This window comes from Saccharopolyspora phatthalungensis (genome assembly GCF_014203395.1).
Lineage (GTDB): Bacteria > Actinomycetota > Actinomycetes > Mycobacteriales > Pseudonocardiaceae > Saccharopolyspora > Saccharopolyspora phatthalungensis.
Genome location: NZ_JACHIW010000002.1, coordinates 1,493,864 through 1,510,299, shown reverse-complemented (window position 1 = coordinate 1,510,299; position 16,436 = coordinate 1,493,864). Strand labels below are relative to the sequence as shown.

Annotated in this window: 15 protein-coding genes; 6 read left to right on the top strand and 9 right to left on the bottom strand. The window is 66.3% G+C overall.

Annotated elements, in window-relative coordinates; genetic code table 11:
• Positions 1 to 146: 146 nt before the first annotated feature.
• On the bottom strand, positions 147 to 1,421 hold the full coding sequence (locus tag BJ970_RS32785) for an Nramp family divalent metal transporter (RefSeq protein WP_221468352.1): 1,275 nt from the start codon (positions 1,419 to 1,421) through the stop codon (positions 147 to 149).
• A gap of 560 nt (positions 1,422 to 1,981) precedes the next feature.
• On the opposite strand from BJ970_RS32785, the gene BJ970_RS32780 reads away from it, so the two are divergent.
• A complete protein-coding gene (locus BJ970_RS32780) occupies positions 1,982 to 2,446 on the top strand; it encodes a PPOX class F420-dependent oxidoreductase (RefSeq protein WP_184731447.1) in 465 nt (154 codons plus the stop codon).
• 78 nt (positions 2,447 to 2,524) lie between these two features.
• On the opposite strand, the gene BJ970_RS32775 is transcribed toward BJ970_RS32780, so the two are convergent.
• The 4 genes from BJ970_RS32775 to BJ970_RS32760 form a co-directional block, all read right to left on the bottom strand.
• Complete coding sequence (locus BJ970_RS32775) at positions 2,525 to 3,421, bottom strand: ABC transporter permease (protein WP_184731445.1); 897 nt, start codon at positions 3,419 to 3,421, stop codon at positions 2,525 to 2,527.
• Positions 3,408 to 4,196: an ABC transporter ATP-binding protein gene (locus BJ970_RS32770; RefSeq protein ID WP_184731443.1), complete on the bottom strand. Its 789-nt coding sequence runs from the start codon at positions 4,194 to 4,196 to the stop codon at positions 3,408 to 3,410. Before BJ970_RS32770 ends, BJ970_RS32775 begins: the two co-directional genes overlap by 14 nt.
• Positions 4,197 to 4,227: 31 nt before the next feature.
• A complete protein-coding gene (locus tag BJ970_RS32765) occupies positions 4,228 to 5,295 on the bottom strand; it encodes an ABC transporter substrate-binding protein (protein WP_184731441.1) in 1,068 nt (355 codons plus the stop codon).
• Between the two features lie 168 nt (positions 5,296 to 5,463).
• Positions 5,464 to 5,961, bottom strand: a complete 498-nt coding sequence (locus BJ970_RS32760) for an RrF2 family transcriptional regulator (RefSeq protein ID WP_221468351.1) — start codon at positions 5,959 to 5,961, stop codon at positions 5,464 to 5,466.
• Positions 5,962 to 6,287: 326 nt separating this feature from the next.
• On the opposite strand from BJ970_RS32760, the gene BJ970_RS32755 reads away from it, so the two are divergent.
• From BJ970_RS32755 to BJ970_RS32745, 3 genes are all read left to right on the top strand, one after another.
• Positions 6,288 to 6,839, top strand: coding sequence for a sigma-70 family RNA polymerase sigma factor (locus tag BJ970_RS32755; protein WP_184731439.1), 552 nt, complete (start codon positions 6,288 to 6,290; stop codon positions 6,837 to 6,839).
• Positions 6,836 to 7,546 carry an anti-sigma factor gene (locus tag BJ970_RS32750; protein ID WP_184731438.1) on the top strand — a complete coding sequence of 237 codons (711 nt, stop codon included), beginning with the start codon at positions 6,836 to 6,838 and terminating at the stop codon, positions 7,544 to 7,546. The genes BJ970_RS32755 and BJ970_RS32750 overlap by 4 nt, the downstream gene beginning before the upstream one ends.
• A 154-nt stretch (positions 7,547 to 7,700) precedes the next feature.
• A complete protein-coding gene (locus tag BJ970_RS32745; RefSeq protein ID WP_312864585.1) occupies positions 7,701 to 8,618 on the top strand; it encodes a DUF1996 domain-containing protein in 918 nt (305 codons plus the stop codon).
• Between the two features lie 114 nt (positions 8,619 to 8,732).
• Here the strand turns inward: BJ970_RS32745 and BJ970_RS32740 are convergent, their stop codons facing one another.
• A complete protein-coding gene (locus tag BJ970_RS32740; protein WP_184731434.1) occupies positions 8,733 to 9,659 on the bottom strand; it encodes a hypothetical protein in 927 nt (308 codons plus the stop codon).
• A 423-nt stretch (positions 9,660 to 10,082) separates the two neighbouring features.
• Here BJ970_RS32740 and BJ970_RS32735 point away from each other — a divergent pair, with 423 nt between their 5' ends.
• Entirely contained in the window at positions 10,083 to 10,490 is a 408-nt protein-coding gene (locus tag BJ970_RS32735; protein ID WP_246471927.1) for an SsgA family sporulation/cell division regulator, read from the top strand.
• A 194-nt stretch (positions 10,491 to 10,684) separates the two neighbouring features.
• On the opposite strand, the gene BJ970_RS32730 is transcribed toward BJ970_RS32735, so the two are convergent.
• From BJ970_RS32730 to BJ970_RS32720, 3 genes are read right to left on the bottom strand one after another with little or no spacing between them, the layout of a single operon-like run.
• The gene (locus BJ970_RS32730) at positions 10,685 to 11,035 is read right to left on the bottom strand and encodes an LLM class flavin-dependent oxidoreductase (RefSeq protein ID WP_246472116.1); all 351 of its coding nucleotides are present in this window, start codon (positions 11,033 to 11,035) and stop codon (positions 10,685 to 10,687) included.
• A 33-nt stretch (positions 11,036 to 11,068) separates the two neighbouring features.
• Positions 11,069 to 12,094 (bottom strand): o-succinylbenzoate synthase, encoded by a 1,026-nt coding sequence (locus BJ970_RS32725; protein WP_184731430.1) that lies wholly within the window; start codon positions 12,092 to 12,094, stop codon positions 11,069 to 11,071.
• Positions 12,094 to 13,608 (bottom strand): NsdA family TPR-like regulatory protein, encoded by a 1,515-nt coding sequence (locus BJ970_RS32720; protein WP_184731428.1) that lies wholly within the window; start codon positions 13,606 to 13,608, stop codon positions 12,094 to 12,096. Before BJ970_RS32720 ends, BJ970_RS32725 begins: the two co-directional genes overlap by 1 nt.
• Positions 13,609 to 13,733: 125 nt before the next feature.
• On the opposite strand from BJ970_RS32720, the gene BJ970_RS32715 reads away from it, so the two are divergent.
• A complete protein-coding gene (locus BJ970_RS32715) occupies positions 13,734 to 15,356 on the top strand; it encodes an IS1634 family transposase (RefSeq protein ID WP_246470688.1) in 1,623 nt (540 codons plus the stop codon).
• The last annotated feature ends 1,080 nt before the right edge of the window (positions 15,357 to 16,436 follow it).

Genomic DNA, 16,436 nt, shown 5'->3' with positions numbered 1-16,436 from the left:
TAGGAGGGCCGGCTCGAACCACGAAGGAGGTGCCACTGACTCTCCGGCGACTTCAATGGAATGTCGATTTCCATGCCCGTTCGCGGCGGAGACCTCGCGGGTACTGGGTAGGTTAACCCAGCCTGCACGGCTGGAAGTCGTGGTGATCAGCCGAGGAACTGGTCATAGAGCAGGTAGGCGTTGAGGCCGACGATCACCGCGGTGATCAACGTCATGAGAGCGGTCATCCGGCGCGAGTTCGAGAAGGCCCCCATCGTGGCCCGGTCCCGGGTGATGAGCACCAGCGGCACCAGCGCGAAGGGGATGCCGAAGCTGAGCACGACCTGGCTGAAGTTCAGCACGTCCGTGGCGTTCATACCGAGCCCGATCACCGCGAGCGCGGGCAGCATCGTGATCAGCCGGCGCAGCACGAGCGGAATCCGGAAGTTCAGGAAGCCGGCCATGACGACTTGGCCGGCGAACGTGCCGACGCTGGAGGACGAGATCCCCGAGGCCAACAGCGCGACGGCGAAGACCAGCGCGGCGCCGCCCCCGGCCAGGGTGGCCAAGCCCGCGTGGGCATTTTCGATGCCGCCGATGGTCGTGTTGCCGCTGCCGTGGAACAGCTTCGCGGCCACCATCAGCATCGACAGGTTGATCACGCCCGCCATGCCCAGCGCGACGATGACGTCCCAGCGCTCGAAGTGCAGGACCTTCCGGCGCTCGGCGTCGTTCGACGCGCCCACCCGCCGACTGGTCAGCGCGGAGTGGAGGTACACGACGTGCGGCATCACCGTGGCGCCGATGATGCCCACGGCCAGGTAGGCGCTCCCGCTGCCCGGCAGGCTCGGTGCCAGTCCGGCGAGCGCCTGGCCTGCATCGGCGCCGATGCGCAGCAGCTGGTAGATGAAGCCGCCGATGATGAAGAAGAGCATCGCCGCGATGGCGCGTTCGAACGGCCGGAAGCCGCGCGCCTGGAGGGCGAGCACGATGAACGCGGCCACGGCGGTGATCAATGCCGCGGGGAACATGGGAATGCCGAACAAGAGGTAGAGGCCGAGGGCCGCGCCGACGAACTCCGCCAGGTCGGTCGCCATCGCGACGATCTCGGCCTGCAGCCACAGCGCCCACCGCACGGGTGCGGGGTACCGGTCCCGGCACACCTCGGGCAGGGTCTTGCCGGTGACGATGCCGATCTTGGCGGACAGGAACTGCACCGGCATGGCCATCAGGTTCGCCAGCACCACGACCCATACGAGGGCATAGCCGAATTCCGCGCCGGCGCTGAGGTTGGTGGAGAAGTTGCCCGGATCGACGTAGGCGATCGCGGCGATGAAGGCCGGGCCGAGCATCGCCACGGTGCCGCGCATCCGGCCCCGGGCGAGCACCTTGTCGAGAGGGACAGCGGTCGTCTCGGCCGGAGGCTTCGCCGTCGTACTCATGACAGGCCGGCCTTGTTTGCGAACTTGCTGGCCGAGGACGCGAGCGGGCTTGCGCTGCTCGTCCTCTGGCCGTCAGTCCGTTCGGTCAGGGTGATCGCATCAGGTCGAAATTTCGGCACGCCAGTCACCCGGTTACGGTACACCGAAAACACGGATTCGTGGGATGCCCTCTTGCGGACATGCGCCTTCCTGCACGGCCTGCGCATCATCGTGGTCCTGCTGCTCGCCACCGCAGCGGTCGTGCTGCTGCGCAAGCAAGTCCCGCAGCAGTGACGGTCGCAGGCCATCGAACTCGCCCGGCCGGAGCGTCCGCATGGTCATGTGCTCGCGGTCGGAGCGGCTGAGAAACCACCGATGTACGGTGTGAAGTCGACCACCGACCACGAACGCCGGGTTCGCCCACCTGGAAGACAACCTCACCGCAGCGAGCATCGCGCTCACCAAATACAAAAGCCGCCGCACTCGCAGCGCTTGGGTAAGCCACTACCTCAATACAACGCGGACATTGCGGGTAGTTTCGGAGCAAATTCCCGGAAAATGTCCACAAGAGAGGGTCATTCATGCCACGTGTTGCCACCGCCGAGCAGGTCGACCGGACCGCGCTGCTGGAGTTCCTGCGGCCGCGTCACCGCGGCTTGCTTGTCACCACCCGGTCCGACGGCCGCCCGCAGATGTCCCCGGTGACCTGCGGCGTGGACACCGAGGGCCGGATCGTGGTGTCGACGTATCCGGAGCGGGTCAAGACGCGAAATGCGCGTCGGGACGCGCGGGTGTCGATGTGCGTGCTTTCCGACGAGTGGGACGGCCCGTACGTGCAGGTCGACGGCCGAGCCGAGGTGCTGGACATGCCGGCGGCACTGGACGGTCTCGTCGAGTACTTCCGCTGCATCTCCGGCGAACACCCGAACTGGGACGACTACCGCGAAGCGATGGTCCGGCAGAACAAGTCGCTGATCCGCATCGACATCGAACGCTGGGGCCCGATCGCCACCGGCGGATTCCCGCCCCACCTCGCCGAGTCCTGAGCACGGTGCCGGGGCGCGTCCGAGCGGGTGACTGTCCGGGTCGCCCTGGGGAGACGCCGCGAAAACCGGTTCGGGTTTTCAGGCGGTGCCGAGGCCGCGGGAGCGGAGGATGCCGCGTTCCAGCGGACGGAAGACGAGCAGTTCGATGCCTATTCCGACGAGCAGGATCAGCGTGATTGCTGCGATGACGGTGGGCATATCGGACAGCAGGCGGCCGTCTTCGAGGTAGGCGCCGAGGCCCTTGCCCAGTTCGGGGGAGGTGGCGATGATCTCGGCCGCCATCAGGGAGCGCCAGGAGAACGCCCAGCCTTGTTTGAGTCCGGCCAGGTAGCCGGGCAGCGCGGCCGGCAGCAGGATGTGCCGGGCCATCGCGAGTCGGCCCGCGCCCAGTGCCTTGCCGACGCGCGGGAGGATCGGTGGTATTTGGTCGATCCCGGCGACCAGGCCGTTGGTGATCGACGGGACGCAGCCCAGCAGCAGCACCGTGTACATCGTCGCGGGGGTGACGCCGAACCAGAGCACCGCGGCGGGGACCCAGGCCACCGACGGCAGGCTCTGCAGACCGGATAGCAGCGGGCCGAGTGCTGAGCGGACCATCCGGACCTTGGCCACCAGCAGGCCCAGCGGGGTCGCGATGGCGATGCCGATGAGGAACCCGATGAGGGCGCGGTGCACGGAGGTCCAGATGAGGCTCAGCGCGTTGCCGCTGACGATCTCGTCCCACAGTTGCATGCCGACTGCTCGCGGCTCGGGCAGTTTGAATTCCGGCCACAGCGCGGATGCCCACAGCGCTTGCCAGACGACGAGTGCCGATGCGAGCGCGACCAGCGGCGGCAGGGCGGCGCGGGCGAACCGGCGCCAGCGGTTGCGGGCGTCGGACTGCGGGCCGGTCGGGGTGTCCAGGGCGTCGAGGCCGGCTTCGACCGCGGCGTCGAAATCGGTGTCCCGGGTGGCGGTGCGTTCAGGCCGAGGCATGATCACTGATCACCTCCCGAAGGCGCCGGTTGATCACCTCGGCCAGATCCAGACCGTCCTGAGTGGACTCATCGGCGGTCCATTCCTGCACGATCCGGCCGGGGCGGGACGACAGCAGCACCACGCGCTGGCCGAGCCGCACCGCTTCGCGGACGTCATGGGTCACGAACACCACCGCGGCCCCGGTGGACTCCCACACCCGCAGCAGCTCGGACTGCAGCACGTCCCGGGTGATCGCGTCCAGCGCGGAGAACGGTTCGTCCATCAGCAGCAGGGAGGTGGCGGAAGCGTCATCGGAGGCGCCGAGCGCGGACGCCAGCGCGCGGGCCAGCGCCACCCGCTGGCGCATCCCGCCGGAGAGCTCGTGCGGACGCTTGCCGCCCGCGTTTCCCAACCGGACCAGGTCCAGCAGTTCACGGGCGCGTTCGCGCCGGGCGGTGCGCTCGACACCGGCCAGGCGCAGCGGCAGTTCGATGTTGCCCGCCGCGGTCAGCCAGGGCATCAGCGCGGCTTCCTGAAACATCACGGCTGGCCGCGAGCCGCGCAGGTCGATAGAGCCGTGCGAGGGCTCATCCAACCCGGCGATCAGGTTGAGCAGCGTGGTCTTGCCGCATCCCGACGCGCCGAGCAGGCAGACGAACTCGCCCGGCCGGACGGTGAGATCGATGCCGTGCAGCGCCGTGACGCTGCGGCGTGCATTGCCGAAACTCTTGTGCACCCCGGTCAGCCGGACCACGTGGTCGGCGTTCGCGGGCGCTTGCAGGACACTGGTCATTTCTCGGTTGCCTTCTTCGCCACGGGGTCGATCATCCGGTCAGCCCGCCGTCATCGACCTTCGGCTTGCCGGCCGCTTCGAGCACGGCGTTGAGCGCGGTGAGGTCGACCAGGCCTTTCAAGTCGGGCGCCTGCCGCTCGATGCCCGCGATCACCTGGTCCTGTGCCAGCTGCGGGAACCGGGAGGCCAGCGGGTCGGTGGTGAGTTCGATGCCGGTGAACGCCCGGTCAATGACCTCGGGAGACAGTTCCTTTCCGGTCAGCGTCTTGAGCTGGGTGTTGACGGCGGTCTTGGCCGCCGCGGGGTTGGTGGCGGCGAGGTCGTTGGCCGCGAGCACGCCGCGCAACACGGCCTGCACGGTCTGTGGGTGCTGCTGGAGGAATTCGGTGCGCACCAGGACGACCGTGGTCGGGAACTTTCCCTCCGGCCACAGCTGCTTCTCGTCGACCAGGACCTTGGCGCCGGCGTCGTGCACCAGCCGCGACGCCCACGGCTCGGGCAACCAGGCGCCGGCCAGCCGGCCCTGCCGGAACTGGTCGAGGGTCTGGGCGTTGTCGATGTTCTGCACCCCGACGTCGCTCAGCTTGTTGTCGGCCAGCCACTTCTTCAGTGCCACGTCCTGGGTGTTGCCGAACTGCGGGGACGCGACGGTCTTGCCCCGCAGGTCCTGCGGGCTGTTGATCTGCGGCGCGGTCACCAGCTGGGCGCCGCCGGAGGTGGCCCCCGAGATAAGCCGGACGTTTTCCCCGCCGGACTTGGCGAAGGCGTTGATCGCCGGACCGGAACCGATGAAGCCGATGTCCAGCGAGCCGCCCAGCAGTGCCGAGACCTCCTCCGGACCCGCGCTGAACTGCACGGGCGTGAGCTTGGTGCTGCCCAGTTCCTTGGTGAACAGGCCCTTGTCCAACCCGATCAGTGCCGAGGCATGGGTGACGTTGGGGAAGTAGCCCAGTCGCACCTCGGCGGCCGGGGCGGCGTTCTCCGGTGGCACCGCAGAGCCGGCGCGGTCGGCGCGTGAACATCCGGCCACGGCGGCGAGCAAGGAGAGAACGGCGGCGGCAACGGCCACCGCCCGTGGTCTGCGTGCTGCGATGCTCACGTCTGACGTCCCTTCACCTGGCAGCCGGTCACACCGTCCGGGCTGAGCTGCCCTTAGGCGCCCGTCCTGAGCTGCCGTTTTGTCATATTGACGACAAAGTCGATAGGGACAGTACAGTTTGTGCCGCCCGCTGAGCACGCGCTCTCACGTAGTAGGACGCGGGTGCGCTCAGCGGCTCTGCCACACCTCGGGGTCGTGGGTGCGTCCAGCCACAGCCGCCGGGAGGTCATCCCGTGCGAGGTCGGCCAAAGTGACCTCCTCCAGCACCTCTCGCAGGCTGCTGCGGACCGCGATCCACACGCGTTGCACCACGGCCACCGACGGCTCGTAGCGGACCGCTTCCGGGCGCACCCCATGCACGCTGACCAGCGGCCCATCCACGGCACGGATCACGTCCGCCACCGAAACCGCCTCCGCCGGGCGGGCCAGCACCCAGCCCCCGGCCTGGCCGCGTCGGCTGGCGACGATCCCGCTGCGGCGTAGGTCGGCCAGCACCGCCAGCAGGAAGTTGCGCGGGATGTCCTGCGCGGTCGCGAGGTCTTCGGCCCTGGCGACCTGCTCAGGCTTCAGGAGAGCGAGCTCGATCAGAGCCCGTACCGCGTAATCCACCTTGGCCGAAATGCGCATACCGGTATTCTCCACCACCACGCCCATCGCCATCGCCATCGCAACCGCACCGCCTGCTGCCTCGCGGCTGAGCAGCGATATCAAGCCCCTAGAAGTGCCCGCTCACCCTGCTCTGTCTGGCTACCGAACATCCTTTGTGGATTCTCCCGTAACTGTTCGTCGATCTGGTGCGGTAGCAGTGGATCAACGTCGTAGCTGCGGGGTGCGGGCGGTGTCGTGGCCGTGAATCCAGCGTTGTGATCAGCGCACGGCAGTGCTCGGCGGGAAAGCCCTGGGCAGCAGTTGAACCGCCACGGCCCGGGTTACGTGTTGCCTTCGATACCTCTGAACGGCCCAACGGGAGCTGCGGGCGGAAGGAGCGGTGGATGGCGAGATTGCGGTCTCATCCGATTCAGACCGCCGGGGACGATGCGCTGATCCGGTCGTTGTTCGCCGAGCACGGGCGCGCCCTGCTCGCATACGCGACACGGTTGACCGGCGATCGAGCCGCGGCTGAGGATGTCGTACAGGAGACGTTGCTACGGGCCTGGAGAAACCCGGGCGCAATGGTGAACGGGAAGGGTTCCGTGCGCGGGTGGTTGTTGACCGTGGCACGCAACATCGTCATCGATCGCAGCCGCGCGAAGTCCGCTCGGCCGGCCGAAGTGGCGGAAAATCCAACAGCGCCGCCGACTGTGCGTGACCACGCGGACACTGTGGTCGACTCGATGGTCGTCACCGAAGCGCTGAACGGGTTGTCGGATAGCCATCGCGATGTGCTGGTGCAGATCTACTTCCGAGGGCTCAGCGTCGCCGAGGCAGCAAGAGAACTGGCGATACCGCCAGGAACCGTAAAATCACGCACTTACCACGCATTGCGGGCGCTCCGCGATGCGTTCGGTGGCGGACAGCTCGCGACGGAAGAGGTGGCCGGATGACCAGCCGAGAGCACACGGTTGACGTGGGCGCCTACGCGCTGGGCGCGCTCGATGAACCGGAACGGACCGCGATCGAGCACCACCTGGCGTCCTGCGAGCACTGCCGCACCGAGCTGGAGGAGTTGGAGCAGATGCGAACCGTGTTGGGGGAGGCCCCACCGGAGCTGTTCCTGGACGGGCCTCCGGACGACGCTGACCTGTTGCTTCAGCGCACCCTTCGACAGGCTCGAACAGAGCGTGCGCGGGAAAGCCGCCCGCGACGTGCCGTCGTCGGCGCAGCGGCGATGATCGCCGCGGTCGTCGCTGTGGGTGGCGGCGTCCTGATCGGCCGCGCGGGTGACAGCGAGCCTCCGCAGGTCGTCGCGCAACCACCGTCCCCGAGCGTGCTCATGCCAGCTGAGGGAACGAAGGTTGCTACGTCCACCGACCCGAGCAATGGTGCGAGGTTGACGGTGACGGTCACGCCGGCCGCCGGCTGGGTGCGGTTGAACGCCGCGGCCAGCGGGATACCAGCGGGCGAACGGTGCCGTTTGGTCGTAGTCGGCAAGGACGGCAGTCGGGAGATCGCCGGTAGCTGGCTGGTGTCCGAGAAAGCCGCGGCCGAAGGCAGCGCGCTGGACGGCGCGGCGCTGATTGCGCCGGGCAACGTGGCCGCCGTCGAGGTGGAAAACTTCGCCGGGAAGAGGTTTGTTTCGACACCGGTCTGATCTGAAGGCACACATGCGACCCCCGCGGGCAATCCGCGCGGGGTCAACATGTCTTCGTGGTTGCCGCGAGTGCCATGATGGGCGGGTGTTCACCAGCCGATTAGCGTCCAGAAACGTTCGATCATGGCGACTGGTAGCCCTGGTGCTGCCTGTTGTGCTGGCCGCGGCGGTCGGCGCCGGGTATTACGAGGGACGCAGTGAGCACGACGGGGGGCCTGCGGACAGCGATTTCGTCGATATCGCAGATGTCAGCCCGAACCCCCCGAAAATCCTTGCCGGGCCGAACGCCTCCACGGGCGTGGTGCTTGCTTCCTGCGGCCGCAACGAAAACGCGCATCGCAACGAGGACAACGTCGTCGCTACGCCCGGCATGAAGGGTGCGGCGCACCACATGCATGATTACGTCGGCAACGTCTCCACCGATGCGTTCTCGACTGACCAGAGCCTCGCCGCAGCCAATACGACCTGCACGAACGGCGACAAATCAACCTACTACTGGCCGGTGCTCCGCTTGCTGGACGATGATCCGGCCGCAGATGTCGCCGCTGGCTCGCCCCACAACCGCGGCACGATCGTGCAACCCGCATCGGTGCTGGTGAGCTTCCGCGGCAATCCGAGCAGCAAGGTGATCCCGATGCCCCGTTTCCTGCGTGGCGTCACGGGTGACGCGAAGGCACGGACCGCCGGGCTGACCAACGCCACGCGGGTGCAGTGGAGCTGTTCCGGAACGCTCGACCGGCGGACGAACCGCTATCCGAGATGCCCGAACGGGCAACAGGTGGTCCGGATCTTCGACTTCCCCAGCTGCTGGGACGGCCGCAGAAACGACAGCCCCGACCACCGCGACCACCTGACTTTCCCCGCCGCCAACGGTGTCTGTCCCACCGACACCTTTCCCGTTCCACAGCTGCACCTGGAGATCAGCTACCAGGTGCCCGTCGACGCGCCATACGCCATCGACACCTTCCCCGACCAGGCGCGCAGCCCCATCACCGATCACGCCGATTTCATCAACGTCATGACCGACGATCAGATGGCCCAGGTGGCCAACACGCTCAACCGCGGCGGCTGACCGCGGATCGCGAATCAATCGGATTCCCAACGCAAAACGGCTGTGCCGCTTCCTTGTGGAAGCGGCACAGCCGTCATGATCGAGGTCGTTGGTAGACTTGGTAGACCGCCGGGATCAGCCGAAGAAGACCGACGCAACCCGGTTGTCGAAGCCGAGCTTGCCGAGATCACGCACATCACCATTGATCACCAGCGACTTGCCCTTGCAGTTCTTCTCCGACCACAGCTTCAGCGAACCACCGGCCGACACCGAGGAAGTCACACCCGGACGTGCGACGTTCTGGCAGCCCTGACCGGACACGCCCTGCGAAGCGCCATTGTCGCTGAAGTTCGCGTCATCGAAGAGAATCGCACGGTCGGCCGGTCCCGCCGACTGCGCGGCACCATCCTGTGGGTTCTGGCCCGCGTCGCTCCCACCGGACTCGGCCTGCGCCTTCTGGCCATCCGGGGCCACCCCGAACCAGGTTCCGCCCACTCCCTGCCCCTTGGTGTCGCCGGGCTTGGTGTCCTTGGCGAACCGATACACCGGCCAACCGCCAAGAGTCAGCTGGAGACTCCCGTCATCACGCTTGACCGTACCCACCGCGGACTTCGGCACACCGGCCAGGAAAACCTTGCTTCCCGGCGCAACCGTCAACGGCGGCCACGTCTTCGCACAATCCCCATTGCAATTCGATTTCGACGGCTGAGCCGTATCCTTGTCGAACCGGTACAACGTAAGCCCCGCGCCATTGACCACTACCGGATTCAGGTCACCAGCCTGGGATGCCTTCAACTGCACCCACTTCCGAGCCATTTTCTGATCCGCGGTGTTGGCCGTGCCATCCGAGCCAGTCGCCCAATCACCAGTCCCGGCCTGCGCATTGTTCGCCTTCGCGGTTCCGGCCAGCATGGCGAGGCCCGCGTTCGCGGACTCGGCAACCGGCGCCCCAGGCGCGGCGGGAATCTGACCCAGCGCATCATTCACCGCCCCGCAGCCGGCCAACGAAAGCACGCCGGCAGCAGCAAAGGCGGCAACCGACACAACTCGCTTAGACAGCATAAGAAGTCCCTTCAACCGGTAGGATCCAGGCCACTGCGACCCGCATGCCCAGCACACGCACCCCACCGCAAGCGGGTTCAAGAGATGAGGTTCCGAGTTTTATTGATCAGGAGCTCAAGGCTGAGGTCTTCGTTGTTCTAAGCGTGGTCGCCGGCGTGCGCGACGCATGGACGTTATTCCAAGAGGCGTAGGAGAATCTGCTGCGCAGGGCATACGCGGTGCGATTGATCGCCGCCACGATAACCCCAAGCCCGGTCGCCCATCCCTGACGCAGCGCGCCCTAGTCAGTACGTGCGGTCACCTCTCGCTCGGGCTCTCGATCGCGTTTTACCTGCGTATATCCCCCGAGGCGGCGTGGTTGAACCGAATCCCGGTCGGCCCCGTTTTCCCAGTGGGCAGTTGACGACGATGAGGAGTGCGAACATGAAGCTCAACGATCAGATGTGTTTCAGCATGGTGGTTTCGGCAGGTGTGTTCGCGCGGATTGGCGTGGAACTGCGATACAACCGCAACAATCCGTACGAGGTCAGCTTGGCGTTCAACACGGGTAAGAGCGTCCGGGTGAATTGGGTGATCGGCCGCGACCTGCTGGCCGACGGGCTGCTCGCGGAGAGCGGGCTTGGCGACGTGCGAATCCGGCCACGACCGGACGCGCCGGGGACGATCGAGATCTCGTTGAACCCGCCGACCGGTCAGGCCACCTTCGAAGCGGACGCTGCTCAGCTGATGGAGTTCTTGAACAATACCTACGACATCGTCGCACCCGGCGAGGAGCACCGGTGGATGGACATCGACGACACGCTGAGCCGGCTGCTCACGCAGGACTCATGACGGATCGACAACAACCATCCTGGCGCCCGCCCGGTTGTGTTTTTCGTGGTAATGCAAGAAGACTGCTGGTCTCCGGTGCTTCGCGCCGGCTTCTCGGAAATGCTCAGCTGAGTTGTCCTCCCACGAGAATTCCCAGAGCTAATAGCAGACTTCGGGATACTCCGCGGCCATCTCGTAGCGCTCGTCGTGGGGAGTCAGATACCGGTGCCGAGGTTGCGTGCTTCGCTGTCGGAATACGAGGTGACCAGGTTCCAGCCGACCCGTCCGCTCGTGAGGTGGTCGAGCGTCGTGAACCGGCGAGCCAGTGCATAAGGGTGCTGGTAGGTGACCGATTCGGTCACGCCGAACCCGAAGTTATTCGTCACGTTTGCCATCGCCGGAACCACCAGGAAGGGATCCAGCGAGGGAATCTGCGCGGCGTCGACGAGTGCGGCGTTCGCGTTGCTCCAAGCCGTGACTCGCGGCAGCGCCTTGTACCGGTTCCTGGCCGGATCGAGATTGGGTTTTCCGGCGCATCCGGCCCCCAGCAGACCCAAGGACGCCATTGCCACGACCCCGCCGTAGCAGGTCCGGGATCTTTATTTCGGGCTGACGTTCCCATCATTGAAGGTCAGCAGGCTGGCGTGCTCATGCACAGCGCGGACGCGGGAGAGCCTGTCGCGCCACCAGCTGGCTTGGTCGGGGTCGGTCAGTTCGTAGGTGGCGAGCAGGCTCGGGTCGGGTGTGGGTGGTGTGCGGGGTATGGGCAGGTAGCCGTTTACCGCCCGCAGGGACTCGGAGCCGGACACGAGATCGCTATCGAGCAGCGAGAGCGTGCCGAGGCCGCAGGCGAAGTCCATCTCGGGCAGAGCACCGGCGAGGGCGACCTGGGCGGCCAGTCCCACGCTGGTTTCCAGTGCGGAGGAGACCACGCAGGGAAGCCCGGCGGCTTCGGCGACTTCCAGGGAGCGCCGTACGCCGCCAAGTGGGGTGCACTTGATGACTGCGACGTCGGCCGCGCCTGCGATAGCGACACGCAAGGGGTCATCGGCGCGACGGATGGATTCGTCGGCAGCGATACGCACGTCGACCTTGCGCCGGACTGCGGCTAGTTCCTCGACCGTCCAGCAGGGCTGTTCAACGTATTCGAGCCCACCTGCTGCTTTGTCGAGCTGGCGGATGTGAAGCACGGCGGTGTCGACGTCCCAGACGCCGTTGGCATCCACGCGAATGGCCCCGCTGTGACCAATGGCATCGCGCACTGCCTCGACGCGCGCGAGGTCTTCAGGCAGGGATTCGGCGTGGTCGGCGACCTTGACCTTGGCGGTACGGCACCCGGAATTGGCGGCGATCTCATGGGCACGCTCGGGACCAACGGCGGGGACGGTGCAGTTGATCGGGATGCGATCGCGCACTGGTTCGGGCCAACCGCGGGTGCATTGTTCGATCGTGGTGGCGAGCCAGGAGGCGGCCACGATGTCGTCGTAGTCAGCGAACGGACAGAATTCGCCCCACCCGGCGGGGCCTTCGATAAGCATCCCTTCGCGCACAGTGATGCCTCGGAATCGGGCGCGCATGGGGATGGCATAGATGCGCACACCATCGAAGTCGATCTCATTGGTCATTAGGTGGCGATGTCCTCGTCTCGGCGGGCCTTGTTGCGGTTGAGCAGGTCGGAGATCCGCTCGTCCAGTTCTCTCACGTCCGGTGAGCTGGCGCGTAACGGGCGGAACTGCCGTTGCAGCGTGCGGAGCCGATCAAGCGTGCGTGTTGAACTGACCTGCGTAGCCGTGTGCACGGCCTGTTGCCCCAGGGAGGCCGCCTGCTCCAAGTCGCGGCCGACCAGGTGTGCGGTGGCAAGGTCGGTTTGCACGAAGCAGCGGCTGCGCACGCGCCAGGACTCGTAGCCGTCCAGCGCCTGCGCGATCAGTCGAGTTCCGTGCTCGGGCTCGCCGGCATCGCGCAGGCATCGACCGAGATCAGCGGCCAGTTCTGCTTCGGTGTAGAAACCCAGCCACGGTGGTCCTTCCTCCGGTCGTGCGCGTTCGTAGTGCCGCTCAGCTTCAAGCACGGCAGCGCGGGTAGTGTTGGCATCCCCGGACAGCGCGTGGCCTCGTGCTTCGATCGCACGCAGCAGGGCCGACAGCACCGGAGTTGCCTTGCCGTTGGCCACTTCCTGACCGGCGCGGGCCAGCGCTACGGCCTGTCTGGCATGGCCGAGTCGATCACGCTCGCTCTCCACACCGTGTCCGATTTGTACGGTCAAACGGCTCATGTGAGAAAGCACATTGGCGGCATACAGTCGATCACCCGCACTCATGGCGAGATTCAGCGTCTGGATGTAGTAGCGCTGCGCCAGCGAATGCCTGCCTACATCGGCCGCCATCGCCCCAGCAAGCCACGAGGTTTGGGCAACCGCGCCCAGTAGGGCCTTGCCGGTTCTTTCTGAATAGGTGCAGTGCATGACCGTGTTTGCTTCGCGGTGCAGCATCTGCACCACCTGCTCACGGACGCGACCGGAACCATAGCGATGATCCAGCCGGCGGAGATGAGCGATGTGCTCGTTGATGATCTCTACATCAGCCATGCCGATGCGCTTGCCCGCTACTCGCGCGGTGTTCTCGACCGGAGGCACCGTCAGCGCGAAGAGGGCTGGCTCAGAAAAGGCCGCCGCAGTGAAAGCGGTGCCCAGCAGGAACTTGCGCCGTTTCATATCCCATCCCGACAGCTCGACGACCGTGCGGACCGTGCCGTCCAGTGTCCCTGAACAGTTCAGCCCATCGTGTAAATCGTCTGTAGCGGGAGCGCGATCGTCAAACCCGCAATCGGTGACGCTGATTTCACGGCGCAGGCTCCTGGAGAGCACCTTGGCGACCAACCTGGGCACAGGCCAGCGTGGCTGAGAACCATCCAGCATTCGCTTCACCGCGGTCGTGTTCGTACCGAGGTGTACCCCTTCCTCGGCGCCCGCCGTCACCACGGCACGCGCCAATGCAGCGTTGCTCATCCGCGACTCATCGAGCAGCGCGCGCAGCGCTGGGTTGCGGCTGCCCGCGTGGCCCTCGCAGCCCATTCCGGTCACATCCTGCGTACTTGTCTGATCGCTCTTGGTAGTTGATCCTGGCGTATCGGCCGCCACCTTGTGAAGCCTGCTGCTCGAAGTGGGACCCGAGTGGGACCCCCGAAGGGCTAGTCCCGTGTTTCGCACATGGGGGTGGTTGGGGTTGGAAGAGCGTTCCGCTTTGATCATCTTATCGTTGCGGGATGCGTGCACGACCGCTTCCGCAACCGATGGTCTTCGGTGGGCCGAGTGTGGAAAAGATGCTGGGTGCGTTGCCGGTGGTGGCCGACTACTGCGGCAGGTTGGACCTGGCCGGGATTATCGACCGGGCCTGCCCGGTGCGTGATGTGGCGATCCTGTCGCATGGGCAGGTGATCGAGGCGTTGGTGGCGAATCGGTTGACCTCGCCGACGCCGTTGTTGCGGGTCACCGATTGGGCGCGGGCATGGGCGGTGGAGGAAGTGCTGGGTATCGACCCCGCCAGGCTCAATGACGACCGGATCGCCCGCGCGTTGGACGCGATCGCCCCGGAGCTGGACCGGATCGTGGGATCGGTGGGGGCGCGAGCGATCTCGGCGTTCGGGCTGGATGTGTCCCGGTTGCATTGGGATATGACGTCGATCTCGCTGTATGGCGCATACGAACAGACCGATCCCGGCTACGCCGCACCACGATTCGGGCACCCGAAAGACCGTCGCCCGGATCTCAAGCAGGTCCAGGCCGGACTGGCGGTCACCGGCGACGGCGGGATACCGGTGCTGCATCGTGGCTACGACGGCGGCGCGGGAGAGGTCGCCCAGGTAGTGGGGGCGATGACCGCGCTGAAAAACCTTGCCGGGCCACGGGATTTTCTGTTGGTGGGGGACTCGAAGCTGATCTCCTACGGCAACCTGCACGCCATGGTCACCGCGGGCGTGAGATTCATCGCCCCGGCATCCAAGCTCTACGTCCGCGCCGCCGAGTTGGCCGCACTCGACCCGCAGGCGGCCACGGTTGTGGATTACGTAGCTGGACGGGACACCGGTAAACCAGCCGATCGCCGCGGCGCCTGGCGGGTCATGGAGGACACACTGAGCCTGCCCGGCAAGCGCAAGACCGACCCGGTACTGCGGCTGCGACGGGTGTTCGTGCACTCCACCGCCCGAGCGACGGCTGCCATGGCGGCACGGGCGAAGAAACTCGACCGGGCCCGCGGCGACCTCGACCGGGTCGTGCGTGGCCTGGGGTCGCGGCACTACCCGAGTGAGCACGCCGTCACCGACCGGGTCACCACCATCGCCCGCACCCGCCGTGTCAAGACCTACCTGCGCACCCAGGTCGGCACCGACCCCGTCACCGGTAAACCCACCCTGACGTGGTGGTTCGATCAGACCGCGCTGGATGCCGAGGCCTCCACCGACGGCTGGTACGCCCTGTTGACCAACCTGCCCGCCACCGTCACCGCCGCCGAGGTCCTCACCCGCTACAAGGGCCAGGAAGTGGTGGAACGCCGCTACTCGGCGTTCAAGGGCCCCCTGGCGGTGGCACCGATGTTCCTCAAGACCAACCGGCGCATCGCCGCCCTGCTCACCGTGATCTGTCTCGCCCTTCTCGTCTTCTGCCTGATCGAACGCGCCGTGCGGACCGCGATCGCTCCGGAGGTCAGGATGGCCGGCCTGTATCCCGGTCAGAAAGCCAAACCCACCGGCCGCTTGATCTTCCAGGCCCTGTCCGAACTCCGGCTGATCCCCGCCACCACCGGCCAACCCGCGACCATCCCGCAACCCGGGCCCGTCCAGACCCGACTACTCAACCTGCTTGCCGTCGATCCCACCCAACCGCCATGATCATCCGGCATACCCGGGTTCGTCCCACCCTCACCCATGTGCGAAAGACGCGGCTAGTGGTCGCAGTAGCACCGATTCAAGACTGTCGCCGGGCTCGCCTGGACGGTTCGCTTGTGGTGACGGAATAACCACGCACCGTTGCCCGGGAGGCGAGACGCTGGCAATGTTCACGTTGACGACCACACCGCAAGGCAGTGACGATTCCCTCGAACTTCCCTCACCGGGCCGGCTGGCCGCCAACCTGATTCGCCTTCATGCAGCGGAGCTCAAACGGACTACGGCGGCGCGCTGGTGCTGCTACCGCCGAGCATCCAGGAATCTGGGGCCGTGTCGTGGCCCTGCCGCCCTCGCTGGACGGCCCGACGCTACCGCCGATTACCGGCGTCGTGGCGGCCGAACGGACCATCATCGAGACGTTGGCAGGGGGCATGACGACCGTGGCTTGCACTCTCACCGCGATCGCCGACCTTCAACGTCGGCTTGCCGACCACGCTGACAATGTCGGCCGAGAAGAAGTCCGGCTTCAGGCTTATTGCAAGCCAGAAGCCGGAGGAGGGTGTGTTGACAGTGTCTTACCCGCTCGACCGGGCAGAGTCCGAAAACAGCGGTGGCAGCATGCCTCGTGAGCCTCGAATCGCATGGATCCACAGCGACCGCGCCAACGACCTCGCGGTCGAGGTAACCCGGATTCTGCCACTGGTCGAGTCTGGTCTACCGGTCGGCGACCGCAATGCGTTCGCACGGCATCGAGGTGCTGCGGCCAATCCTGGCCGGACTAAGTCGAGCAGCGGATCGTGGAACGGGGGCGCGCGGTGAGCCCTCCTCGACGTTCTGGCTCTGGCACATGGGTGGCCGGGAACTGCGGGGCCGGTATGGATACCGGACCCGCAGGCGAGGTCCTGCCTCGTAGTGCCCACTGGACGTTGAGATCCGCCCGGAGATGTTTGAGCGGGTGTTCAAAGGACTGAATCAAGTCGACTCGTCCTGTATTAAGGACACCACGCCGATTTCTGCGGCTGGATGCTGCCAGCCCCGGAGGATTCATCAATCACCTGATCTGAGAAAGTGATCTCGGCGCGC

Coding starts and splice junctions, on each gene's coding strand:
- BJ970_RS32785 (WP_221468352.1), bottom strand. CDS start 1,421: ATGAGTACGACGGCGAAGCCTCCGGCCGAGACGACCGCTGTCCCTCTC.
- BJ970_RS32780 (WP_184731447.1), top strand. CDS start 1,982: ATGCCACGTGTTGCCACCGCCGAGCAGGTCGACCGGACCGCGCTGCTG.
- BJ970_RS32775 (WP_184731445.1), bottom strand. CDS start 3,421: ATGCCTCGGCCTGAACGCACCGCCACCCGGGACACCGATTTCGACGCC.
- BJ970_RS32770 (WP_184731443.1), bottom strand. CDS start 4,196: ATGACCAGTGTCCTGCAAGCGCCCGCGAACGCCGACCACGTGGTCCGG.
- BJ970_RS32760 (WP_221468351.1), bottom strand. CDS start 5,961: ATGGCGATGGCGATGGGCGTGGTGGTGGAGAATACCGGTATGCGCATT.
- BJ970_RS32755 (WP_184731439.1), top strand. CDS start 6,288: ATGGCGAGATTGCGGTCTCATCCGATTCAGACCGCCGGGGACGATGCG.
- BJ970_RS32750 (WP_184731438.1), top strand. CDS start 6,836: ATGACCAGCCGAGAGCACACGGTTGACGTGGGCGCCTACGCGCTGGGC.
- BJ970_RS32740 (WP_184731434.1), bottom strand. CDS start 9,659: ATGCTGTCTAAGCGAGTTGTGTCGGTTGCCGCCTTTGCTGCTGCCGGC.
- BJ970_RS32735 (WP_246471927.1), top strand. CDS start 10,083: ATGAAGCTCAACGATCAGATGTGTTTCAGCATGGTGGTTTCGGCAGGT.
- BJ970_RS32730 (WP_246472116.1), bottom strand. CDS start 11,035: ATGGCGTCCTTGGGTCTGCTGGGGGCCGGATGCGCCGGAAAACCCAAT.
- BJ970_RS32725 (WP_184731430.1), bottom strand. CDS start 12,094: ATGACCAATGAGATCGACTTCGATGGTGTGCGCATCTATGCCATCCCC.
- BJ970_RS32715 (WP_246470688.1), top strand. CDS start 13,734: ATGCGTGCACGACCGCTTCCGCAACCGATGGTCTTCGGTGGGCCGAGT.